This is a genomic window from Streptomyces sp. R44 (genome assembly GCF_041053105.1).
In the GTDB taxonomy this organism is placed as follows: domain Bacteria; phylum Actinomycetota; class Actinomycetes; order Streptomycetales; family Streptomycetaceae; genus Streptomyces.
The window spans coordinates 2,572,051-2,593,946 of record NZ_CP163444.1; the positions used below are offsets into that span (position 1 = coordinate 2,572,051).

General features: G+C 72.3%; 22 protein-coding genes. 12 read left to right on the forward strand and 10 right to left on the reverse strand.

Features of this window, described 5'->3' with window-relative positions:
- Positions 1-88 precede the first annotated feature (88 nt).
- Complete coding sequence (locus tag AB5J54_RS11880; protein ID WP_369143890.1) at positions 89-2,143, forward strand: PIG-L family deacetylase; 2,055 nt, start codon at positions 89-91, stop codon at positions 2,141-2,143.
- A 66-nt stretch (positions 2,144-2,209) separates the two neighbouring features.
- Entirely contained in the window at positions 2,210-2,641 is a 432-nt protein-coding gene (locus AB5J54_RS11885; RefSeq protein ID WP_369143891.1) for a VOC family protein, read from the forward strand.
- On the opposite strand, the gene AB5J54_RS11890 is transcribed toward AB5J54_RS11885, so the two are convergent.
- A complete protein-coding gene (locus AB5J54_RS11890; RefSeq protein WP_369143892.1) occupies positions 2,568-3,257 on the reverse strand; it encodes a histone deacetylase in 690 nt (229 codons plus the stop codon). The genes AB5J54_RS11885 and AB5J54_RS11890 overlap by 74 nt on opposite strands.
- Positions 3,258-3,315: 58 nt before the next feature.
- On the opposite strand from AB5J54_RS11890, the gene AB5J54_RS11895 reads away from it, so the two are divergent.
- Together AB5J54_RS11895 and AB5J54_RS11900 are read left to right on the forward strand one after the other, a co-directional pair.
- Complete coding sequence (locus tag AB5J54_RS11895; protein ID WP_369143893.1) at positions 3,316-3,684, forward strand: MerR family transcriptional regulator; 369 nt, start codon at positions 3,316-3,318, stop codon at positions 3,682-3,684.
- Positions 3,685-3,784: 100 nt separating this feature from the next.
- Complete coding sequence (locus AB5J54_RS11900) at positions 3,785-4,978, forward strand: MFS transporter (RefSeq protein WP_369143894.1); 1,194 nt, start codon at positions 3,785-3,787, stop codon at positions 4,976-4,978.
- Here AB5J54_RS11900 and AB5J54_RS11905 read toward each other — a convergent pair.
- Genes AB5J54_RS11905 through AB5J54_RS11915 form a run of 3 tightly spaced genes read right to left on the reverse strand, consistent with a single transcriptional unit; the run spans position 4,975 to position 7,284 of the window.
- Positions 4,975-5,463, reverse strand: a complete 489-nt coding sequence (locus AB5J54_RS11905; RefSeq protein WP_369143895.1) for a GNAT family N-acetyltransferase — start codon at positions 5,461-5,463, stop codon at positions 4,975-4,977. The genes AB5J54_RS11900 and AB5J54_RS11905 overlap by 4 nt on opposite strands.
- Before the next feature lie 40 nt (positions 5,464-5,503).
- Positions 5,504-5,917, reverse strand: coding sequence for a hypothetical protein (locus AB5J54_RS11910; protein ID WP_369143896.1), 414 nt, complete (start codon positions 5,915-5,917; stop codon positions 5,504-5,506).
- Between the two features lie 5 nt (positions 5,918-5,922).
- On the reverse strand, positions 5,923-7,284 hold the full coding sequence (locus tag AB5J54_RS11915) for a glutamine synthetase family protein (RefSeq protein ID WP_041128921.1): 1,362 nt from the start codon (positions 7,282-7,284) through the stop codon (positions 5,923-5,925).
- 293 nt (positions 7,285-7,577) lie between these two features.
- Here AB5J54_RS11915 and AB5J54_RS11920 point away from each other — a divergent pair, with 293 nt between their 5' ends.
- From AB5J54_RS11920 to AB5J54_RS11935, 4 genes are all read left to right on the forward strand, one after another.
- Entirely contained in the window at positions 7,578-7,916 is a 339-nt protein-coding gene (locus AB5J54_RS11920) for a hypothetical protein (protein WP_369143897.1), read from the forward strand.
- Between the two features lie 90 nt (positions 7,917-8,006).
- Positions 8,007-8,690: a DUF3105 domain-containing protein gene (locus AB5J54_RS11925; RefSeq protein WP_369143898.1), complete on the forward strand. Its 684-nt coding sequence runs from the start codon at positions 8,007-8,009 to the stop codon at positions 8,688-8,690.
- Entirely contained in the window at positions 8,687-9,316 is a 630-nt protein-coding gene (locus AB5J54_RS11930) for a DUF305 domain-containing protein (protein WP_369143899.1), read from the forward strand. The genes AB5J54_RS11925 and AB5J54_RS11930 overlap by 4 nt, the downstream gene beginning before the upstream one ends.
- Before the next feature lie 123 nt (positions 9,317-9,439).
- Positions 9,440-9,865 carry a CBS domain-containing protein gene (locus AB5J54_RS11935; RefSeq protein WP_369143900.1) on the forward strand — a complete coding sequence of 142 codons (426 nt, stop codon included), beginning with the start codon at positions 9,440-9,442 and terminating at the stop codon, positions 9,863-9,865.
- On the opposite strand, the gene AB5J54_RS11940 is transcribed toward AB5J54_RS11935, so the two are convergent.
- A complete protein-coding gene (locus tag AB5J54_RS11940) occupies positions 9,844-10,221 on the reverse strand; it encodes an alpha/beta fold hydrolase (RefSeq protein WP_369143901.1) in 378 nt (125 codons plus the stop codon). The genes AB5J54_RS11935 and AB5J54_RS11940 overlap by 22 nt on opposite strands.
- A 46-nt stretch (positions 10,222-10,267) precedes the next feature.
- Positions 10,268-11,746, reverse strand: a complete 1,479-nt coding sequence (locus AB5J54_RS11945) for an APC family permease (protein WP_369143902.1) — start codon at positions 11,744-11,746, stop codon at positions 10,268-10,270.
- A gap of 104 nt (positions 11,747-11,850) precedes the next feature.
- Between AB5J54_RS11945 and AB5J54_RS11950 the strand changes: the two genes are divergently transcribed.
- Positions 11,851-13,611, forward strand: a complete 1,761-nt coding sequence (locus tag AB5J54_RS11950; protein WP_369143903.1) for an NAD+ synthase — start codon at positions 11,851-11,853, stop codon at positions 13,609-13,611.
- On the opposite strand, the gene AB5J54_RS11955 is transcribed toward AB5J54_RS11950, so the two are convergent.
- The 4 genes from AB5J54_RS11955 to AB5J54_RS11970 form a co-directional block, all read right to left on the reverse strand.
- Positions 13,577-14,812 carry an MFS transporter gene (locus tag AB5J54_RS11955; RefSeq protein WP_369143904.1) on the reverse strand — a complete coding sequence of 412 codons (1,236 nt, stop codon included), beginning with the start codon at positions 14,810-14,812 and terminating at the stop codon, positions 13,577-13,579. The genes AB5J54_RS11950 and AB5J54_RS11955 overlap by 35 nt on opposite strands.
- A gap of 105 nt (positions 14,813-14,917) precedes the next feature.
- Positions 14,918-15,940, reverse strand: a complete 1,023-nt coding sequence (locus AB5J54_RS11960; protein WP_369143905.1) for an endonuclease/exonuclease/phosphatase family protein — start codon at positions 15,938-15,940, stop codon at positions 14,918-14,920.
- A gap of 178 nt (positions 15,941-16,118) precedes the next feature.
- Positions 16,119-16,766, reverse strand: coding sequence for a TetR/AcrR family transcriptional regulator (locus AB5J54_RS11965; RefSeq protein ID WP_369143906.1), 648 nt, complete (start codon positions 16,764-16,766; stop codon positions 16,119-16,121).
- Between the two features lie 443 nt (positions 16,767-17,209).
- The gene (locus AB5J54_RS11970) at positions 17,210-18,844 is read right to left on the reverse strand and encodes an MFS transporter (protein ID WP_369143907.1); all 1,635 of its coding nucleotides are present in this window, start codon (positions 18,842-18,844) and stop codon (positions 17,210-17,212) included.
- A gap of 202 nt (positions 18,845-19,046) precedes the next feature.
- Here AB5J54_RS11970 and panB point away from each other — a divergent pair, with 202 nt between their 5' ends.
- The 3 genes from panB to AB5J54_RS11985 all read left to right on the forward strand — a co-directional run bounded on the left by panB (position 19,047) and on the right by AB5J54_RS11985 (position 21,889).
- The gene (gene panB / locus AB5J54_RS11975) at positions 19,047-19,910 is read left to right on the forward strand and encodes a 3-methyl-2-oxobutanoate hydroxymethyltransferase (RefSeq protein ID WP_369143908.1); all 864 of its coding nucleotides are present in this window, start codon (positions 19,047-19,049) and stop codon (positions 19,908-19,910) included.
- A gap of 111 nt (positions 19,911-20,021) precedes the next feature.
- Positions 20,022-21,032, forward strand: coding sequence for an ATP-binding cassette domain-containing protein (locus tag AB5J54_RS11980; RefSeq protein WP_369143909.1), 1,011 nt, complete (start codon positions 20,022-20,024; stop codon positions 21,030-21,032).
- Positions 21,029-21,889: an ABC transporter permease gene (locus AB5J54_RS11985; RefSeq protein ID WP_369143910.1), complete on the forward strand. Its 861-nt coding sequence runs from the start codon at positions 21,029-21,031 to the stop codon at positions 21,887-21,889. Before AB5J54_RS11980 ends, AB5J54_RS11985 begins: the two co-directional genes overlap by 4 nt.
- Positions 21,890-21,896: the final 7 nt, after the last annotated feature.

Sequence of the window (21,896 nt, forward strand, 5' to 3'; positions counted from 1 at the left end):
AACGCGACGCCTCCTCCGGGTGTCGCGCCGTCCGGCCCTGCACCGCCCCACCCGCCCCGCACCGCCCGTCATGAAAGCGCCGCCGATCATGTCTGACCGCCCCCGCCGCCTCTCCCGCCGCAGGATCGTTTCGGCCGCCATCGCGACCACCCTGGTCGGCGGTGCCTTCTCCGTACTCCTCTCGGTGACGACGGCCGGGCCGACGGCGCCCGACGCGAAGGCACCCTCGGCGGCGCCCCGGAAGACCCAGGCCCGGGCCATTCCCGACCGGACGCCGGACTCCCCCGTCTCCGTCGTGCAGATCGTCGCCCACCCGGACGACGACCTGTTCTTCATGAACCCGGACATATCCCAGTCCCTGCACTCCGGCAGCCCCCTGACCGCCGTCTACCTCACGGCGGGCGAGTCCGACGGCGTCAACGCCCGTCCGCACGACGCCCCGGGCCTCACGCCCGACAAGGCGGGCTACGCCGAGGCCCGGCAGAACGGCATACGCGCCGCGTACGCCGAGATGGCGACCGGCAACCGGATCAGCGCCTGGGACCGGGAGGCGATACCCACGGCCGGCGGCGGGTGGGCCGAACTGGACACCCTGCGCGCCCGGCCGGAGATCAAGCTGGTGTGGCTGCAGCTCCGCGAGGCCGGTGCCATCAACGGCAACCGCCCGCACAGCCTCCACGGCCTCTGGGACGGCCGGATCACCGCGCTCGAATCGCAGCGCTCCTCCGGCACCCCGGTCGCCGCCGACTTCACCTACACGAAGGACCAGGTCGTCGCCACGCTGACCGGGCTCCTGGAGCGCTTCCGACCGACCTTCGTCCGGATGCAGGACCCGAGCCCCGGCCTGTACCCGAAGAGCATGAAGTTCCGGGACCACCAGGACCACCTGTTCGGGGCGCGGTTCACGCAGGCCGCGCTCGCCCGGTACACGGAGCTGCCCGGACACCCGCACGTCGGCGTGCAGAACTACCTCGGCTATCCGACCGGCTATCTGCCGCACACCCTCGACCCCGCCGCGGCCGACGCGAAGCTGAACGTCCTGAAGACGTACGCCTGGCTGGACGGCGTCCACGACTGCGAGACCGACGCGGGATGCGGCGACCTCAAGGTGGCCGCACGGCCCGGGGGCCGCGGCTGGACACAGACCGTGCGGTACGCCCGGGGCACCTCCACCTCCTGGGTCCAGCGCGACCGGGACGGCGGACTGCACGCCTTCTCCGTCCTCGACGGGCGCCTCGCGGCCTGGCGGAAGCCCGCGGACGCCGTGGCCTGGCAGGGCCCGGTGCTGCTGCCCGGCGGCGGCCTCGACAGCGGGGTCACCTCCGTGACCCTGCCCGACGGGCGCATAGCCGTCTTCGGCATCCGTACGACCCTCGGCACCGACGCCGCCGACTACCGGCGCGAGGTGGTCACCACCGTCCAGTCGGCGCCCGGCGGCGTGTTCGGCCCCTGGGAGTCGCTCGGCACGCCCGAGCGCAGCGACGCCGACGGGACCTCCGACATCAGCGCGCCCACCGTGACGGTGGCCCCCGACGGCCGGGCCACCGTGATCGTGCGCGACAGCCGCCACCGGCTGACGGCCCGTGAGCAGCGGGCCGGCGGCGGGTGGGGTCCGTGGCGGTCCCTGGGCGGCACGGAGGTGCACGGCGACCCGGTGGCGGCGACGGACGCGAACGGCCGGGGGTACGTCTTCGCCAGCACCCCGCGCACCGTCCTCGCCTGGGCCGAGCGGACCCCCGGCGGGCCGCTGACCGGACCGGCGCCGACCGGGCTGCCGCCCACGACCCTCGCGCTGAGCGCGAGCCCGGCGCCGGACGGCGCGGGCGTCCGGCTCTGGTTCCGCAAGCCGGCCTCCGGCGACCTGCGGAGCGCCGACTTCTCCGGTACGGGCCCGGTCTCCCCGGTCACCGAACTCTCCGGCACCGGCGTCGCCGGCTTCGGCCCGGTGAGCGGCGGCGACGGCCTGCTCGCGGTCCGGTCCCGCACCGGCTTCCTGGCGACGGCGCCGCACGGCCGGGCCGGAGCGCGGCCGGTGTGGACGCTGGAGAAGTTCCTGTTCTCCGGCGCGCCGGACGCCGGAACGGACGGGGTGGCGGCCATCGGCCTGGACGGCCGGCTGCACTGGACACCGGCCGGCCGCTGACCGCGTCCGGGTGACACGAGCCGGTTCCGGGTGCGTGGGCCGGTCCCGTACGGGACCGTGGTCCTCATGAACTGGACACTGGAAGTCGTCCTGGTCCCCGTCACGGACATGGACCGGGCCAAGGAGTTCTACGGCGGGAAGTGCGGCTTCACCCTCGACCTGGACACCGAGGTCGCGCCCGGCGTCAGGATCATCCAGGCGACGCCGCCCGGCTCGCGCTGCTCGATCGCGCTGCAGAGCGGCATGCCGCAGATGCCGGGCACGAAGGAGATGAGCCCGGGCGGCCTGCACGGCCTCCAGCTGTGCGTCACCGACATCGAGGCGGCGCGGGCGGAGCTCGTCGGCCGGGGCGTCGACGTCTCACCGGTGATGCACGTCGGCGCGGCGGGCTGGGAGGACGGCAAGGGCGACACCTGGAACTCGTTCATGACCTTCCAGGACCCGGACGGCAACGGCTGGGTGGTGCAGGAGGCACCGTCGGAGCTGTCGGAACGCTGAGCCCCGCCACGGCCTCGGCCGTCCAGTGCCCGGCGGCGCCGGGGCAGCCGGCGAGATAGGCGGCGACCTCGGCGTGCCGCCAGGCCCCGGCCCGGCCGAGCCCCGCCGCCAGATGCCGGAGGTACGCGGCGGAGGGCGCGCGCAGCCCGCCGTCGCCCGGCATCCGCCAGGGCGCGGTGAACGTCATCACCGGGACCCCGTCGAGGAGCCCGGGGCAGACGAGCGTCTCGTACCGCCCGGTCCCGAGGACGCGGCGCCCGGTGGCGAGGGCCTCGGCCAGATCGAGGTCGCCGCCGGGCTCGCGGTACATCTCCTGGGCGACGATGTCCGAGAACTGTCCGACCGTCAGCAGATGCGCGACGCCCCACGCGTCGCCGCCCGCCACCGGGTCGTAGAAGGCGCGGCCGCCGCCCCACACGGGCGAGTCGGTGGCGAAGTACACGCGCCCGGGCAGCACGACCGGCACGGACCGCTCGGGCGGGCGCCGGTCCCGGCACCCGGGAAGCTCCCGCGTGCCGCCGGGCGGGCAGCCGCCGTCGAGGTAGTACCGCAGGCGCTCGGGGTGCGTGTTGGAGCCGTAGGCGGCGTACCAGACACGGGGATCGACTTCCGGCATGGGCCCAGACGCTAGCGCGGATCTAGGGTTGACCCTCACGCGGACGAGAGGGATTCGGGTGAAGATCGGTGAACTGTCCCGGCTGACGGGGGTCAGCGTGCGCGCGCTGCGCTACTACGAGGAGGAGGGCCTGATCCGCCCCGACCGCTCCGGCAACGGCTACCGCGACTACTGCGAGGGCGCGGACGAGGTGGTCCGGCAGATCCGGGGGCTGATCGACTGCGGGCTGCCGACCCGGATCATCCGCGACATCCTGCCGTACCTGGACGGGCCGGCCGATCTGCTGCCGCCGGTGCCGTGCGCGGAGATGCTCGACCAGGTGGCCGCCGAACGCGAGCAGCTGGACCGGCGGATCCACTGCCTGGTCCGGAACCGGAACGCGCTCGACGCGTATCTGAGGGCGGCACGGAAGGCGGCCCGGGTGTGACGCCGATCCCGGCCCCGGCCCCGCTCCGGGTGTGACGCCGAGCCCGATCCCGGCCTCCGGCTTGACCTTCACGTAAACGTGAGGGTTCTACCGTCCGGTCATGACAGCGACGACTCCCGCTCCCTCCCCCCTCGCACCCCCTCCCCCCTGGCCGCTCGGCGGCCTGCTCACCCTCTCCGGCGCCGCCTTCGTCACGATCCTGACCGAGGCGCTGCCGGCCGGCGTCCTCCCGGCGATGAGCGCCGGCCTCGGCGTGACGGAGGCCCGCGCCGGACTCCTGGTGACGGTCTACGCCCTGGCCGCGGCGGTCACCGCGATCCCGATGACCGCCTGGGCCCTGCGGCTCCCCCGCCGCACCCTGCTCCTCGCCCTCCTGCTCGGCTTCGCCGCCACCAACGCCGTGACGGCCGCCTCCACCGGCTTCGCGTTCACCCTGGGGGCGCGGGTCCTCTCCGGGGTGTTCGCCGGAATGCTGTGGGCGATGGTCCCCGCGTACGCGGCCCGGCTCGCGCCGCACCGCAGCGGCAAGGCCATCGCCACCGCGCTCGCGGGCATGACGGTCGGTCTCTCGCTCGGCATCCCGGCGGGCACGGCCCTCGGCGGGCTGGTCGGCTGGCAGGGCGTGTTCGCGGCCCTGACCGGCCTGGCGCTCGCCCTGGCGGCGGCGGCACGGTGGCGCCTGCCGGCGCTCGCGGGGCAGGCCGGAGAGGTCCGGAACGGCGGCCGAGGCCTGTGGGCCACGATCCGCACACCGGGGATCGCGGCGATCAACACGGCGTCGATCGCGATGGTGCTCGGCTTCTACGTCCTCTACACGTACATCGCGCCCTTCGTGGAGCGGGCGGACCTCGCGGTCTCCACCGGCACGGTGCTGTTCGTGTTCGGGCTCGGCTCGACGGCCGGCGTGTGGATCGCGGGGGCGACGGCGGACCGGTGGCTCCGGCACTCGACCCTCGCGCTCCTGGCCCTGGCGGCCCTCTGCCTGGTGGCGCTCGGCCTGTTCGCCGGCAGCACGGCGGTGGTCCTGGCCGCCGCGGTCCTGTGGGGCGTGACGCACGGCGGCATCCCCACGCTCATGCAGACGGCGGGCGTCCGGGCGGCGCCCCGGGACCCGGACACGGCCAACTCCCTCTGGGTGACGGGTTGGAACGTCGCCATGGCGGGCGGTTCGCTCGTCGGCGGCGCGGTCCTGACGGGCGCGGGGACGACGGCCCTGCCGTGGACGGCGGCGGCGCTGCTCGCGGTGTCGGTCCTGACGGCGGGCGCGGCCCGCCGCCACGGCTTCCCCCGCTAGAACGCCACGTAGAAGTGCCGGAGCTGCTCGTCCTCCGCCACGCACGGCATCCCGGCGGCCTCCATCACCCGGTGCGAGGCCGGATTGTCCAGGTCGGCGTCGCCCTTCACCCCGGCGGCGCCGGCCACCCGGGCCAGTTCGAGGACGGCCCGCAGGGCCTCGGAGGCGTACCCGTTGCCCCGTACCGCGGGGACGAGTCCGTACCCGATGGTCGCGACGCCGATCTCGTCCGGCGGCCCGTGGAACCCGATGCCGCCGACGGCGACGCCGTCGAGCCGTATCTCGTACGGCCGGAACACCCCCGGGTCGCCGCGCTCGGCGACGCCCCGCAGGAACCCGGTGTTGGCGCGGACGTCCCCGTCCCCGGGATACCCCTCCCCCCAGAGGTCCCCGGGCCCGGACTCCCGGGCGACGATGCGCTCGGCCGCGGCGGCGGTCAGCGGGTGCAGTACAAGCCGCGCGGTGGCGACAGGTTCGATCTTCACCGCGGCAGTCTGAACCGTCCCGCGGACCCGGGCAACGGGTTTACCGCCGTGCCGCCCAGCGCCGCAGCCGCGCCGTGTTGCTCCGCTTGCGCGCCCGCACCCCGGCGGTCTCCCCCGAGAGCGTCGAGAACACCGCGACCGGCGTCCACCGGCTCCGGCCCCGGGGCGAGGTCCAGCGCACGGCGGGGAAATCCGTGACGCCGGTGACGGCCGCGCGCGGTATCACCCGCGTCCACACGTACCCGCGGACCACGAGCCGCTCCGCCTCGCACCGGACCCCGGCGCGGTACCCGCGCACGGCGAGGGTCCCGCACCCCAGGAGGGCGACCATCGCGGCCGCCCGCTGCCACCCGGTCCCGGCCTCCACCCCGTACTGGACACAGCCGAGAGCGGACGCGAGACCGAGCGTCGTGTTGGCCACCCGGTTGGCGAGCGTCGGGAGCAGAACGTCCACGATCCCTACAGCACCGGCAGGTTCTTGCGGAGCTCGAAGGCGGTGACCTCGGAGCGGTACTCCTCCCACTCCTGCTTCTTGTTGCGCAGGAAGAAGTCGAAGACGTGCTCGCCGAGCGTCTCCGCGACCAGTTCGCTCTTCTCCATCAGGGCGATCGCCTCTCCCAGGTTCTGCGGGAGCGGCTCGATGCCCATCGCGCGGCGCTCCGCGTCGGAGAGGGCCCAGACGTCGTCGTCGGCGCCGGCCGGGAGCTCGTAGCCCTCCTCGATGCCCTTGAGGCCGGCGGCGAGGAGGACCGCGTAGGTCAGGTACGGGTTGGCGCCGGAGTCGATGGAGCGGACCTCGACCCGCGACGAGCCCGTCTTGCCCGGCTTGTACATGGGGACACGGATGAGGGCGGAGCGGTTGTTGTGGCCCCAGCAGATGTACGAGGGGGCCTCGCCGCCCGAGCCGGCCGTGCGGGAGGAGCCGCCCCAGATGCGCTTGTACGAGTTGACCCACTGGTTGGTGACGGCGGAGGTCTCGCCCGCGTGCCGCAGGAGGCCCGCGATGAAGGAGCGGCCCACCTTCGACAGCTGGTACTCGGCGCCCGACTCGTAGAACGCGTTCCGGTCGCCCTCGAAGAGGGACAGGTGGGTGTGCATGCCCGAGCCCGGGTAGTCCGAGAACGGCTTCGGCATGAACGTGGCCTGCACGCCCTGCTCCAGGGCCACCTGCTTCATGACCAGGCGGAAGGTCATGATGTTGTCCGCCGTGGACAGGGCGTCGGCGTAGCGGAGGTCGATCTCCTGCTGGCCCGGCGCGCCCTCGTGGTGGGAGAACTCCACCGAGATGCCCATCGATTCGAGCATGGTGATGGCCTGGCGGCGGAAGTCCATCCCGACGTTCTGCGGGGTGTGGTCGAAGTAGCCCGAGTTGTCGGCCGGGGTGGGCCGGGTGCCGTCGAGCGGCTTGTCCTTCAGGAGGAAGAACTCGATCTCGGGGTGGGTGTAGAAGGTGAAGCCGAGGTCGGAGGTCTTGGCAAGGGCGCGCTTCAGGACATAGCGCGGGTCGGCGAAGGACGGCGAGCCGTCGGGCATGAGGATGTCGCAGAACATCCGGGCCGTGCCCGGGGCCTCGGCGCGCCACGGCAGGATCTGGAAGGTGCCCGGGTCCGGCTTGGCGATCATGTCGGACTCGTAGACGCGGGCGAAGCCCTCGATCGCGGAGCCGTCGAAGCCGATGCCCTCGTCGAAGGCCTGCTCCAGCTCGGCGGGCGCCACGGCCACCGACTTCAGGAAGCCCAGCACATCGGTGAACCACAGGCGTACGAAGCGGATGTCGCGCTCCTCGAGCGTACGGAGCACAAATTCCTGCTGCTTGTCCATTTCCACACCCATCCTCGCTGGTCAGGCCGCCTGCTCCCACCGCCTCCGATGCATCGGGGGGCACCTGAGCATCCCACCACATGGTTTCGCGCACGTTGCACACCCATACTGCCTGCTCGGGTGTGACTCAGGTAACGGGGGAACGGCCGGAACGGGGTGGTTGTTCGTCCGTCCGGCGGCCGCCCGTCGGTACCGAGTGGTACCCCGTTCGGCCCACGGGCGCCTCTCGCCCACTACGATCTGCGCCCATGGGGGCCCCACGGCTCGTACGCCCGTCCCGACACGCGCGTCCCATGGCACTGGCGAGTGCCGTGGCGACGCTCCTCGCCGCGCTCTTCCTCTGTCTGGGGACGGGGCCGGACGGGGAACGGGCCCACCATCCGGAGGGTCCGGTGGCCGCGGCCGCCACCGCCGTCACCGGCGCGTACGTCTGTCCGTACGACCGCGGCGGCTGCTCCCTCTTCCCCTCGCTCTCCCCCGCGGTGCTCAGCGCGCCCCCGCTCGACCCCCCGCTCCACGCGGAGTCCGGGCCGCCGCGTCTCGCGCCGCCCTCGGGTGACGGGCCGGCGCGCCGTTCGGACGCCCGGCCGCGCGCGCCGGACCTGCACGTCCTTCAAGTTCTCCGGACGTAGCGGCGGCGGGCGCCCCGCCCCGAGGCGGACCCCGCCCCCGCATGTCCACCCCCGAACTCCACCCCACTCCTGAAGAAGGACGACATCACCATGGCCGCCAACCGCTCCGCCACCGCCGCCAACGACCGCCGCGCCCGAATAGAGGCGGCGCGCCGCGCCGAGCAGGCACGTGAGCGCCGCAACCGCCTCCTCACCATCGGCATCTCGTCCGTCGTCGTGCTGAGCCTCGTCGGCTTCGGCACCTTCATGCTGGTGAAGGCCTCCGACAAGAAGGCGGAGGAGGAGGCCGCCGCCAAGGCCCCCATCGCGGCGGAGAAGACCTGGGACCCGAAGAAGCTCGGCCGCAACCACGTCACGACGGCCGTGAAGTACGACATGAAGCCGCCGGTGGGCGGTGACCACAACCCGGTCTGGATGAACTGCGACGGTGTGGTCTACGACAAGAAGATCGCCGACGTGAACGCCGTGCACTCCCTGGAGCACGGGGCCGTCTGGGTGACGTACAACAAGCAGGCCTCCCAGGGCGACGTGAAGAAGCTGGCCGACAAGGTCGGCAGGACGAAGTACTCGCTGATGAGCCCCGTGGACGACCAGGCCGGGGCGATCATGCTGTCCGCCTGGGGCAAGCAGGTGACCGTGGACAACGCGGACGACCCGCGCGTCGACGCCTTCTTCACGAAGTACGTGCAGGGTCCGCAGACCCCGGAGCCGGGTGCCGCCTGCACGGGCGGGATCGGCGCGGACGGTCAGGGCGGTACGGGGATGGGTCAGTGAGGCTCAACCGCACGCAGGGGGCGGCGGTCACCGCGGTCGCCCTCGCCGTGCTGTTCGCCGGGGGCGCGGTCACCGTCGCCTCCGCCGACCGTGACGAGGCCCCGAGCACCCCGGCCTCCTCGTCCGCGGACGCCGGCTTCGCCCGGGACATGGCCGTCCACCACCAGCAGGCCGTCGAGATGTCGTTCATCGTCCGGGACCGGACGAAGGACGAGGAGGTCCGGCGGCTCGCGTACGACATCGCCAACACGCAGGCCAACCAGCGGGGCATGATGCTCGGCTGGCTCGACCTGTGGGGGCTGCCCAAGAACGAGTCCGGTGTCGAGCCGATGGCCTGGATGGGCATGGGCGGCTCGGGCGACACGGGCGACCTGGACGGGGCGCTCATGCCGGGCATGGCGACCAACGCGCAGCTGGACGAGTTGCGCCGGGCGAGCGGCCGGGAGGCCGAGGTGCTGTACCTGAAGCTCATGACCGCGCACCACATGGGCGGGGTCCACATGGCCGAGGGCTGTGTCCAGAAGTGCGGCGTGGAGATCGAGCGGAACCTGGCGCAGGGCATGGTCGACGCGCAGCGGTCCGAGATGGCGCTGATGGCGGACATGCTGAAGAAGCGCGGGGCCTGAGGCCCCTGTCGGTGAGGCCTACGGCCCCCGTGACCGGCTGCGGTCGCGGGGGCCGGGTCGTCCGCCGACAATGGGTGGGCTCGGGGAGTTCGTACGACACGTTCGACGAAAGGTACGTACCCCATGACCACGGCGAAGGACATCATGCACACCGGGGCCCAGTGGATCCCGGCACACGAGACGCTCGACCGCGCAGCTCAGCTGATGCGCAACCTGAACGTGGGCGCGCTGCCCATCGCCGACGAGAACGAACGGCTCTGCGGCATCATCACGGACCGCGACATCGTGATCGGCTGTGTGGCGATGGGCCACGACCCGTCGAAGATCACCTGCGGTGAGATGGCACAGGGCACCCCGCGCTGGGTCGAGTCGGACGCGGACGTGGGCGCCGTCCTGGAGGAGATGCAGAGCCACCAGATCCGGCGGCTTCCCGTCATCGAGGACAAGCGGCTCGTCGGCATGATCAGCGAGGCCGACCTGGCCCAGCATCTGTCGGACGAGCAGATCAAGGCGTTCTGTATGAGCGTCTACTCCGCTTCCTCTTCCTGACCGGTACGCGGGATCGCCCGGGCCACCGCGTCCGGGCGGTCCGGCATGACCAGATGGCCCGACGGTTCGGCCGCCTCGTGGCGGGCGCCGAGCCGCCGGGCCAGTGCGCACTGGCGCCGTTCCCAGCGGGCGGAGCCGCCGGGGGCGGCGAGGACGGTGACGGGGAGGCCCGGCGGGAGGGGGCGCCGCTCGCGCAGGGCGAGGAGTTCGGCGGCGACGGCTCCGTAGCGGGCGTTCTCCAGGAGGGTGCCGCGCAGCACGCGTGAGGTGCCGTAGACCCTGGACGGGCGGGGGTGGTCCTCCACCGAGGAGTCGACGAGGACCAGCGCGGCGGTCCGGTCCGACCCGCACGGCACCCCCTACGTCCGGACCGGGTCGAGCCCGGTCCGGACGCAGGCGCCGTCAGGGCGTGGCCGAAGGTTCCCGGTGGTCGGGGTGGACCCAGCCGGGCTTGCGGTACCTGAGGAGCGCGGCGGGGATGGCGAGGCCGAGGAGCAGCAGGCCGCCGCCGACGATGAGGAGGTAGCGCCAGAGCGGCTGGTCGCCGAACTGGTCGGGCGGGACGAAGCCGATGACGAGCGCGGCGACGGAGGCGACGAAGCCGATGCCGGCGACCCATGCGACGGCGGGGACGCGGAAGCCGCGGTCGACGTCCGGCTGGGTCCTGCGGAGCCTCACGACGGCGACGAACATCAGCAGGTAGGCGATGAGGTAGATCTGCACGGTGATGACGGAGAACATCCAGTACGCGCTGGAGACGTTGTCGCTGAAGGCGTAGAGGACGCCGATCAGGGTGGTGACGACGCCCTGCGCGATCATGATGTTCTGCGGGGCGCCGTCCTTGTTGAACTTCTGCAGCGAGGGCGGCAGATAGCCCTCCTGCCGGGAGAGCAGGACGAGGCCCTTGGCGGGTCCGGCGAGCCAGGTGAGCATGCCGCCGAGGGCGGCGCAGACCAGCATGATGCCGACGACCTTGGTCATCCAGCCGATGGAGAAGTGGTCGAAGAAGGCCTGGAAGGCCTGCATCAGACCGGCGGTGAGGCTGAGCTGCTCCGCGGGCATGACCCAGGCGATGGCGAGGGCCGGAAGGATGAAGATCAGCAGGACGAGGCCGGTCGCCAGGAACATCGACTTCGGGTACTCGCGCTTGGGCTCGCGCAGCGAGGAGACGTGGACGCCGTTCATCTCCATGCCCGCGTAGGACAGGAAGTTGTTGACGATGAGGACCAGGCTGGCGAGTCCGGTCCACGGCGGGAGCCAGTGGTCGGCGCTCATGGGCTGGGCGGATGGGTTGCCCTGGCCGAGGAAGACGATGCCGAGGACGACCAGGAGCACGCCGGGGATGAGGGTGCCGACGATCAGGCCGAAGGAGGAGAGGCCGGCGATGGTCTTCGTGCCGCGCGCGGAGATCCAGACCCCGGACCAGTAGACGACGATGATGACGATCGCCACGTAGAGCCCGTTCTCCGCGAGGGAGGGGTCGATGACGTACGCGAAGGTCGAGGCGACGTACGCGAGCAGGCTCGGGTAGTACGCGATGGTCATGGCGAACTGGCACCAGACGGCGAGGAAGCCGAGGGGCTTGCCGAGGGCCTCGCTGACCCAGCGGTAGATGCCGCCGGACCAGCCGGAGGCGAGCTCGGCGCCGACGAGGGCGGTGGGGAGCAGGAAGACGAGGGCGGGGAGCAGGTAGAGGAAGATCGCGGCGAGTCCGTAGATGGCCATGGACGGCGAGGGCCGCAGGCTGGCGACGGACGCGGTCGTCATGAAGGCGAGCGTCAGCCAGCTGATGAACTGCCTCTTGGTGCCGTCGTCCTGGGGGGCCGCCGTGTCGGTCGCGGCGGGCCGTGCCGACTCTGCCGGTTCGTCAGTGGTCGTCATGGGGCCATGATCAGCGGGGCGCGGCCGCCCCGCATGTCGGCGGCGCGGGACTCGCCCTCGCCGATCCCAGGACATAGCGTCGGTGTGACGATTACACTGGGCGGGTGCCTCAACTACGCCTCGCCCTGAATCAGATCGACTCGACCGTCGGAGACATCGCCGGGAACGCCGAGGCGATCGTGCACTGGACCCGGCACGCCGCCGGGCAGGGCGCGCATCTCGTCGCGTTCCCCGAGATGGCGCTGACCGGATATCCCGTCGAGGACCTCGCGCTGCGCTCCTCCTTCGTCGAGGCGTCCCGGACGGCCCTGCGCGGGCTGGCCCGGCGCCTCGCGGACGAGGGGTTCGGCGGGCTGCCGGTGGTCGTCGGCTACCTCGACCGCTCCGAGCGGGCCGAGCCGCGCCTCGGCCGGCCCGCCGGCTCCCCGGAGAACGCCGCCGCCGTCCTGTACGGCGGCGAGGTGGTGCTGCGCTTCGCCAAGCACCACCTGCCGAACTACGGCGTCTTCGACGAGTACCGCTACTTCGTGCAGGGCGACACCCTGCCGGTGGTCCGCGTCCACGGCGTCGACGTCGCCCTGGCGATCTGCGAGGACCTCTGGCAGGAGGGCGGCAGGGTGCCGGCGGCGCGCAGCGCCCACGCGGGGCTGCTGCTGTCGGTCAACGCCTCGCCGTACGAGCGGAACAAGGACGACACCCGGCTCGAACTGGTCCGCAAGCGGGCCCAGGAGGCCGGCTGCGTCACCGCCTATCTGGCGATGACGGGCGGCCAGGACGAGCTGGTCTTCGACGGCGACTCGATCGTCGTGGACGCGGCCGGCGAAGTGATCGCGCGTGCCCCGCAGTTCGTGGAGGGCAGCGTGATCCTCGACCTGGAGCTGCCGGCGGCCGACGCGGACGCGCCCGAGGGCCTGGTGGACGACGGGCTGCGGATCGACCGGGTGGTGCTCTCCGAGGAGCCGCTGCCCGCGTACGAGCCGGAGCTGACGGGCGGTTACGCGCACCGGCTCGACGACGACGAGGAGGTGTACTCGGCGCTGGTCATCGGACTGCGGGCGTACGTCGCGAAGAACGGTTTCCGCTCGGTGCTGGTCGGCCTGTCCGGCGGCATCGACTCGGCGCTCGTCGCCTCGATCGCCTGCGACGCGCTCGGCGCGGACAACGTCTACGGCGTGTCGATGCCCTCGAAGTACTCCTCCGACCACTCGCGCGGCGACGCCGCCGAGCTGGCCCGCCGCACCGGGCTGCACTTCCGCACGGTGTCGATCGAGCCGATGTTCGACGCGTACATGGGGGCGCTCGGGCTCACCGGGCTCGCCGAGGAGAACCTCCAGTCGCGGCTGCGCGGCACGATGCTGATGGCGCTCTCCAACCAGGAGGGCCACATCGTCCTCGCGCCCGGCAACAAGTCGGAGCTGGCGGTGGGCTACTCGACGCTGTACGGCGACTCCGTCGGCGCGTTCGGGCCCATCAAGGACGTCTACAAGTCGGACGTCTTCCGCCTCGCGCGCTGGCGGAACCGGGCGGCCGAGGACCGCGGCCAGACCCCGCCGATCCCGGAGAGCTCGATCACCAAGCCGCCCAGCGCCGAACTGCGTCCGGGCCAGGTCGACACGGACTCGCTGCCGGACTACGAGGTCCTGGACGCGGTCCTCGCGCTGTACGTGGACCGCGACCAGGGCCGGGACGCCATCGTGGCGGCCGGGTTCGACGAGGCGCTCGTGGCGCGGACGCTGCGGATGGTGGACACGGCGGAGTACAAGCGGCGCCAGTACCCGCCGGGGACCAAGATCTCGGCGAAGGGCTTCGGCAAGGACCGGCGGCTGCCGATCACGAACGGCTGGCGGGAGACGACGACCGGCTGACCGCCGGTTCCTCCGCCGTGAGGGGGCTTCCCGTGACAACGCGGGAGGCCCCCTCCCCCGTACCCCGGTCGAGCAGCCCCGCCACGGCCGCGATCACCAGTCCGACGGCGGTGAGACCCGCGCCGACGAGGGCCGGGGAGGTCCAGCCCCAGCCGGCGGCGACGGCGGCCCCGCCGGCCCAGGCGCCGCCCGCGTTGGCGAGGTTGAAGGCGGAGTGGTTGGAGGCGGAGGCGAGCGTCGGGGCGTCCTTCGCCTTGTTCATGACCAGCATCTGGAGCGGGGTCGTCGTCATGAAGCCGACCGCGCCGAGCACCACCACCGTGACCAGGGCGAGCCAGGGCACGTGGACGGTGAAGCGGAAGGCGACCAGGGCGAGGACGAGGGCCGCGAGCGAGCCGTACAGCGTGGGGCGCAGCGCCCGGTCGGTCAGCGGGCCCGCGGCGAGCGCCCCGCCGGTCATGCCGAGGCCGAAGAGGGCGAGGACGATCGTCACCGTGGAGTCGCCGAAGCCCATCACCTCGGTCGTCATCGAGGCGAGGTACGAGTAGACCGCGAAGACGCCCGCGAAGCCGAAGACGGCCGTGAGCAGGCCGAGCAGCACCTGCGGGCGGCGCAGTGCGCGCAGCTCCCCGGCGAGGCCCTGCCGCTCGTCGACGGGGACGTACGGCACGAGGCGGGCGAGCGTGGCCATGGCGAGCAGGCCGATCGCCGAGACCACCAGGAAGGTGGCGCGCCAGCCGAGGTGCTGGCCGAGCAGGGTCGCGGCCGGTACGCCGAGGATGTTGGCGACGGTGAGGCCGAGGAACATCGTGGCGACCGCCCGCGCCTGCCGGTCCTCGCGCACCAGCCGGGCGGCGACGACCGCGCCGAGGCCGAAGAACGCGCCGTGCGGGAGCCCGGCGAGGACCCGGCCCGCGACGAGCCAGCCGAATCCGGGGGCGAGCGCGGAGGCGAGGTTGCCGACCGTGAAGAGCGCCATCAGCAGGAGCAGCATCCGCTTGCGCGGGACGCGGGAGCCGAGGGCCGTGAGGAGCGGGGCGCCGACGACGACGCCGATCGCGTACGCCGAGACGAGGTACCCGGCGGTCGGGACGGAGGTGCCGAGGTCGTCGGCGACCTGCGGGAGCAGGCCCATCATCACGAATTCGGTGGTGCCGATGCCGAAGGCGGAGACGGCGAGCGCGAGCAGCGCCAGGGGCATGGGTGGAGCCTTTCCGGAAGTTAGTTCTTCGACGGAACAAAGCGTCTCAGACGTTTTCTTCCCGGCGGCTTCCGGAGGATGAAGGGGAGGTTTCGGAACTCCGGGTCAGAGCTTCACGCGGGCGGCGACGGGGAGGTGGTCGCTGTTCGTCTCCGGCAGCGCCCAGGAGGACATCGGCTCCACGCCCTTGACCATGATCTGGTCGATGCGGGCCATCGGGAACGAGGCCGGCCAGCTGAAGCCGAAGCCGTCGCCCGCCGCGCCCTGGGTGGAGCGCAGCTGGGAGGTGACGGCGTTGAGCGCGCGGTCGTTCATGGTGCCGTTGAGGTCGCCGAGGAGGACGATCCGCTCGTGCCGGTCCTTGGAGATGGCCTCGCCGAGCGCGTTGGCGCTGGAGTCGCGCTGGTTGGCGGTGAAGCCGGCGTTCATCTTGACCCGGACCGAGGGCAGGTGGGCGACGTACACGGCCACCTCGCCCTTCGGGGTGACGACGGAGGCGCGCATGGCGCGGGTCCAGCCCATGTGGATGTCGACGGGCTGCGCGGCCCGCAGCGGCAGCTTGCTCCAGAGCCCGACCGTGCCCTGCACCGAGTGGTACGGGTAAGTCTCGGCGAGGCCCTTCTCGTACACCGGGACCATGTCGCCCTTCAGCTCCTCCAGGGCCAGCACGTCGGCGCCGGAGGCGGCCAGCGCGCGGGCGGTGCCCTCGGGGTCGGGGTTGTCGGCGTTCACGTTGTGGGTGGCGACGGTCAGGTCGCCGCCCGGGGCCGACTTGTCGGCGACGAGACCGCCGAACAGGTTGAGCCACACCACGGCCGGAAGCAGCAGGGCGATCAGCGCGGTGGCGGAGCGGCGCACGAGGGCGAGCACGAGCAGGAGCGGCACGAACAGGCCGAGCCAGGGCAGGAAGGTCTCGGTGAGGCTGCCAAGGTTGCCGACCCGGTTCGGGATGTCCGAGTGGAACACCATGAGCAGCGTGAGCGCCACCGCCGTCACGGCGAGCAGGATGCCCCGGCGCCAGATGCCCCGGTCGTGGCGGAGCCCGTCGAGCGCGGTCCGGAACCGGGACCGCGGACGTCCGCTCCCCGCTCCGCCGTGGTCGGTCTCCGTCATGTCCACCCGCGCCATCGCACTGTCCTCACTGCCTTGCTGCCTTGCCGCACTGCTGTCCCGCTCCGTGACCCGACGTCGACACTAGGCGATGACGGGTCAGTCGTACTCACCCAGGGACGAGATGGGCGCGTGGCGGGTTCCTGCAGGTGGCGCGGGCGGGCAGGCTGTGACAGAACGCGCACATTCGTACGGATCAGGGGCGGGGGCGCAGGCCCTCCATGACGGCGTCGACGACCCGCTCGGCGAGACCGGGGTCCAGGGAGGCGCCGGGGCGGATGACGGTGCGCAGGAGCAGCGGGCCGGTGAACAGGTCGTTGACGAACTCGACGTCCAGGTCGTCACGGATCTCCCCCAGCTCCATGCCGCGCCGCACGGTGTCGAGGCCGAGGCGGCGGCGGGGTTCGATGACGGTGTTCTGGTAGGCCTCCCACAGCTTCGGATAGGCCTGCATCTGCGAGAACACGTTGTGCAGCAGGGCGGAGGAACGCTTGGCGAGGCCGCGCTGGCGCAGCATCTCCAGGAGCATCACGAGGTCGTCCCGGACGGAGGTGCCGGTGAGCACCGGGTCCTGGGGCTCCACGGAGCGGAGCAGCTCGACGAAGAGCTCCTCCTTGCCGGGCCAGCGGCGGTAGATGGTCGCCTTGCCGACGCCGGCGGTGCGGGCGATCCGCTCGATGGACAGCTCGGTGAGCGGCACGCCCTCCTCCAGGAGCCCCACGACGGCGTCGAAGATCGCCTGCTCGACGGCCTCGGACCGGGGCCGCCCCCGCCGGGCGCCCGGGGCGGCCTGGGGCGGACCGTCGGGCTGGGGTTCGGGGTTCCCGCTGTCCTGCAGGGACACGTGCGCTCCGTCTCTCGTCCGGGTACTGCCTTGTCGTCCCCCAATTCTCCCGCGCCCCCTGCCCCTCGGGTACCGGCGCCCTCCGCCGGGCCGGATTGTGGGCGGCGCCCTCGCCGGGCCGGGTTGTGGGCAGGCGTTCCGCCGGGGCGATGGGGGTCCCCCCTGCTCGAGCGAAGCCGAGAGCTTGGGGGAGGGTGGGCACAACGGACCCGCGCCTTGCCGGCGCCCGAGGCTTCCGCGCCTGGACCCGCACCACGTCGTGCGCCGCGCAAGGTGTGCGGGCCAGGGCGCGGAACGCGGAGGCGCCGCGAGAGGGCGCCGTCCCGTGTGCCCACCCGTCCCGCCCCAGCGGGACGATTGCCCACACGGCGCGTGGGCACCGCCCAGCCGGGCGCGGGCGCACGCGGGGCGGGGCAGGCCCCGGGCTCCAGCACGCGTCGGGATTAGCTCGCCGGGGTCGAGGCTCGGGCGTGGGGGGTCGGGGTCTCGTCCGGGGACGGGCCCGCGACCGGGGGCGTGGCGCTCGGGACCCGGCCCGGGAGGAAGGTCGCGACGACCGCCGCGCCCGCGAGACCGATCGCAGCCGACGCGACCGCCGTGACGTGCATCGCGTCCAGGAAGGCCGTGTACGCCGGGCCGACCAGGCCCTTGCCCGCCGGGCCGAGCTTCTCCGCGATCGCGAGCGTCGCCTCGACGGACTCGCCCGCCGTGTCGCGGAGGGCCGCCGGGACGTCGCCCAGGTGCCCCTCGATCTCGCCGCGGTACGTGGAGGAGAGCACCGAGCCGAGGACGGCCACGCCCAGCGCGCCGCCGACCTGCCGGAAGGTGTTGTTGATCGCGGAGCCGGAGCCCGCCTTCTCGCGGGGCAGCGCCTGCATGATCGCGACCGTGACCGGCGGCATGATGTGCGCCATGCCCGCGCCCTGGAGGAAGAAGACGACCTCCAGGACCCAGACGGGGGTGTCGGCCTCGAAGAAGGCGAAGGCCGCCAGGCCCGCGGCGACCAGCAGCATGCCGGCGGTGCAGACCGCCCTCGCGCCGAAGCGTTCGACGACGAGCCGCGCCCGGGGCGCGAAGACCATCTGCGCGACGGCGAGCGGCAGGATGAGCAGCCCGGACTGCAGCGCGCTGTAGCCGCGGACGCTCTGCAGGTAGAAGGCGGAGAAGAAGGTCACGCCCATGAGGGCGAAGAAGACGAGCGCGATCGCGGCGACGGCCGCCGAGAACGCCGGCTTCCCGAAGTACGACATGTCGATGGCCGGGTGGTCGCTGCGCCGCTCGTGGAGGACGAAGACGACGAGGACCGCGAGGCCGCCGAGGACGGGCGCGAGGACGGTGACGTCGGTGAAGCTCGCCAGTTCGCCGCCGCGGATGATCCCGTACACGAGGAGGACGAGTCCGACGACGGAGAGCAGCACTCCGGGTATGTCGACGCGGCCGGGGTTCGGGTCCCGGGAGTCGGGCACGAGCCACAGCATCAGGGCGAGGGCGAGGATCACCACGGGCACGTTGACGAGGAAGATCGAGCCCCACCAGAAGTGTTCGAGGAGGATGCCGCCGGTGATGGGGCCGATGGCGATGGCGAGGCCGACGCTGCCGGCCCAGATGCCGATGGCCTTGGGCTGCTCGTCGCGCTCGAAGACGTTCATGAGGACGGCGAGCGTCGCGGGCATGACGAAGGCGGCGCCGAGGCCCATGACGGCCCGGTAGGCGATGAGCTCGCCCGGGGAGCCGGAGAGGGCGGCGAGGGCGGAGCCGATGCCGAAGACGGTGATGCCGAAGAGGAGGACCTTCTTGCGGCCGAGGCGGTCGCCGAGGAGGCCGGAGGTGAAGAGGAGTCCGGCGAAGACGAGCGTGTAGGAGTTGATGGACCACTCCAGCTCGCTCTGGGTGGCGCCGATGCCGGTGGGCGCGGGGGCCGCGATCGTCTTGACGGCGACGTTGAGGATCGAGTTGTCGAGGACGACGATCAGCAGGCTGAGCATGAGGACGCCGAGGACGGCCCAGCGGCGCCGGTGGACGGCCTCGGGGACGCGGGGCCCGGCGGGTACGGCGGGTGCGGTGGACGGCTGTGACATGACCACCACCCTAGGACCATTTCGATACGAGACCGTCTCGTATCGAAAATACTGGGCAAGTCTTTACGTTGCGGCCGTGTGAACGGCGGTGTGAACAGCGCCACTCCGGCCCACTTCCCCGCCCGCCCGGCGAAGTGCCACCATGGATGTGGTCCGGGGACGCCACAGGGCGCCTCGAGATGACACAGAGGAGCCGTTCACCATGACGCTTCAGGCTGCCCAGAAACCGCCCGCCGACAGCAGCAAGGCGCTGTACGGAGGGAAGGGCACCCGCCGCATCACCGTCCACGACATCGCCGCCGCCAAGGTCCGCGGCGAGAAGTGGCCCATGCTCACCGCCTACGACGCGATGACCGCCTCCGTCTTCGACGAGGCCGGCATCCCGGTGATCCTCGTCGGCGACTCGATGGGCAACTGTCACCTCGGCTACGACACCACCGTGCCGGTCACGATGGACGAGATGACCCTGCTCTCCGCCGCCGTCGTCCGGGGCACCAAGCGCGCCCTCGTCGTCGGCGACCTGCCGTTCGGCTCGTACCAGGAAGGGCCCGTCCAGGCCCTGCGCAACGCCACCCGGCTCGTCAAGGACGCCGGCGTCGGAGCGATCAAGCTGGAGGGCGGCGAGCGCTCGCTGCCGCAGACCGAGCTCCTCGTCCAGGCCGGCATCCCCGTCATGTCCCACCTGGGACTCACCCCGCAGTCCGTCAACACCATGGGCTACCGCGTGCAGGGCCGCTCCGACGAGGCGGCCCACCGGCTCCTCAGCGACGCCAAGGCGGCGCAGGACGCGGGCGCCTTCGCCGTCGTCCTGGAGCTCGTCCCGGCCGAGCTGGCCGCCGAGGTCACCCGCTCCCTGCACATCCCGACCATCGGCATCGGTGCCGGCGCCGGCACCGACGCGCAGGTCCTCGTCTGGACCGACATGGCCGGCCTGACCGGCGGCAAGGTGCCGCGCTTCACCAAGCAGTACGCCAACCTCCGCGAGACGCTCGGCGACGCCGCCCGCGCCTTCGCCGAGGACGTCAGCGGCGGGTCGTTCCCCGCCGAGGAGCACACCTTCCACTGATCCCCCGCGGACCGGCGTGGAAGCGGCCGACAGGCCACCGACAGCCCCACCGACCGATGTCGGTGGGGCTGTCGGTCGTCTGTAGGGGGATTGTCGGTGGGCCCCTGTTCCATGGTGGACATGACGCGATCACACACCAACGCCGTCGAGGTCCGGGGCCTCGTGAAGCACTTCGGCGCGACGAAGGCCCTCGACGGGGTCGACCTCGACGTCCGGGAAGGCACCGTCCTCGGGGTCCTCGGGCCCAACGGCGCCGGGAAGACCACCCTCGTCCGCTGCCTGTCCACCCTCCTCGTCCCGGACGCCGGGACCGCCACCGTCGCCGGCTACGACGTGGTGAAGCACCCCCGCCAGCTGCGCCGCACCATCGGCCTCACCGGTCAGTACGCCTCGGTCGACGAGAAGCTGTCCGGCTGGGAGAACCTCTACATGATCGGGCGGCTGCTCGACCTCTCCCGCGCCGACGCCCGCCGCCGCGCCGACGAGATGCTGGAGCGCTTCTCCCTCACCGACGCCGCCAAGCGCCCGGCCATGAACTACTCCGGCGGCATGCGGCGCCGCCTCGACCTCGCCGCCTCGATGATCGGGCAGCCCGCCGTCCTCTACCTGGACGAGCCGACCACCGGCCTCGACCCCCGCACCCGCAACGAGGTGTGGGACGAGGTGCAGCGCATGGTCTCCGAGGGCGCGACCGTCCTGCTCACCACCCAGTACATGGAGGAGGCGGAGCAGCTCGCGAACGAGCTGACCGTCATCGACAAGGGCAGGGTCATCGCCAAGGGCGGAGTCGACGAGCTCAAGGCGAAGGTCGGCGGCCGGACCCTGAAGATCCGCCCCGCGGACCCGGCCGACCTGTCCGCCATGGCCGCCGCGCTCCGCGAGACCGGTCTCGACGGGGTCGCCGGCTCGACCGTCGTGCCCGACGAGGGCGCCCTCTACGTGCCGATCCTGGCCGACGAGCAGCTGACGGCCGTCGTGGGCCTGCTCGGCGCCCGCGGCTTCGGCATCACCCACATCGGCACCCATCTGCCCAGCCTGGACGAGGTGTTCCTCGCGATCACCGGCCAGAAGACCGCCGACGCCGAACTTTCCGACGCGATCACCGAGGAGGTCGCCGCGTGAGCACGACCACTGTCACCAAGTCCCCCGCCGACACCCGGGATCCGGGTCCGGCCGCGGCACGCACCGCACCCGTCGCGGAGGGCCGGATCGGCCTGCGGGCCAACCTCCGCCACATCGGCGCCCTCGCCCGGCGCAACGCCCTCCAGATCAAGCAGGACCCGGAGTCGATGTTCGACGCCGTCCTGATGCCGATCATCTTCATCCTGCTGTTCGTGTACGTCTTCGGCGGCGCGATCGCGGGCAAGGGCAACAACGACGTCTACGTCAACTACGTGACGCCCGGTCTGATGGCCATGATGGGCATGAACATCGCGATGGGCGTCGGCACCGGCATCAACGACGACTTCAAGAAGGGCGTCATGGACCGGTTCCGGACCATGCCGATCGCCCGTTCCTCGGTCCTCATCGCGAAGATCGTCGTCGAGGTGGGCCGGATGCTCATCGCCACCACGATCCTGCTCGGCATGGGCTTCCTGCTCGGCCTGACGATCCACACCTCGTTCCTGCACCTCCTCGCCGCGATCGGTCTCTCGATGGTCTTCGGCGCCGCCCTGATGTGGATCTTCATCCTGCTCGGCCTCACCATGAAGACGGCCCAGGCCGTCCAGGGCATGGCCATGCTCGTCCTGATGCCGCTGCAGTTCGGCTCCTCGATCTTCGCCCCGCCGACGACGATGCCCGGCTGGCTGCAGACCTTCACCGACTACAACCCGCTGTCCAACCTCGCCGACGCCGCCCGCCACCTCATCAACGGCGGCCCGGTCGCCCACTCGGTGTGGATGACCCTCGGCTGGGCGGCGCTGATCACCCTGGTGACGGCACCGCTCGCGGTCGCCAAGTTCCGCAAGAAGACCTGAGTCCCGA

Excerpts from the sequence above, each read along its gene's own strand:
- AB5J54_RS11935 (WP_369143900.1), top strand. The coding sequence starts at position 9,440 with ATGACCACGGCGAAGGACATCATGCACACCGGGGCCCAGTGGATCCCG.
- AB5J54_RS11880 (WP_369143890.1), top strand. The coding sequence starts at position 89 with ATGTCTGACCGCCCCCGCCGCCTCTCCCGCCGCAGGATCGTTTCGGCC.
- AB5J54_RS11955 (WP_369143904.1), bottom strand. The coding sequence starts at position 14,812 with ATGCCCCTGGCGCTGCTCGCGCTCGCCGTCTCCGCCTTCGGCATCGGC.
- AB5J54_RS11960 (WP_369143905.1), bottom strand. The coding sequence starts at position 15,940 with ATGGCGCGGGTGGACATGACGGAGACCGACCACGGCGGAGCGGGGAGC.
- AB5J54_RS11890 (WP_369143892.1), bottom strand. The coding sequence starts at position 3,257 with ATGCCGGAAGTCGATCCCCGTGTCTGGTACGCCGCCTACGGCTCCAAC.
- AB5J54_RS11915 (WP_041128921.1), bottom strand. The coding sequence starts at position 7,284 with ATGGACAAGCAGCAGGAATTTGTGCTCCGTACGCTCGAGGAGCGCGAC.
- AB5J54_RS11925 (WP_369143898.1), top strand. The coding sequence starts at position 8,007 with ATGGCCGCCAACCGCTCCGCCACCGCCGCCAACGACCGCCGCGCCCGA.
- AB5J54_RS11900 (WP_369143894.1), top strand. The coding sequence starts at position 3,785 with ATGACAGCGACGACTCCCGCTCCCTCCCCCCTCGCACCCCCTCCCCCC.
- AB5J54_RS11980 (WP_369143909.1), top strand. The coding sequence starts at position 20,022 with ATGGTGGACATGACGCGATCACACACCAACGCCGTCGAGGTCCGGGGC.
- panB (WP_369143908.1), top strand. The coding sequence starts at position 19,047 with ATGACGCTTCAGGCTGCCCAGAAACCGCCCGCCGACAGCAGCAAGGCG.
- AB5J54_RS11920 (WP_369143897.1), top strand. The coding sequence starts at position 7,578 with ATGGCACTGGCGAGTGCCGTGGCGACGCTCCTCGCCGCGCTCTTCCTC.
- AB5J54_RS11970 (WP_369143907.1), bottom strand. The coding sequence starts at position 18,844 with ATGTCACAGCCGTCCACCGCACCCGCCGTACCCGCCGGGCCCCGCGTC.
- AB5J54_RS11885 (WP_369143891.1), top strand. The coding sequence starts at position 2,210 with ATGAACTGGACACTGGAAGTCGTCCTGGTCCCCGTCACGGACATGGAC.
- AB5J54_RS11945 (WP_369143902.1), bottom strand. The coding sequence starts at position 11,746 with ATGACGACCACTGACGAACCGGCAGAGTCGGCACGGCCCGCCGCGACC.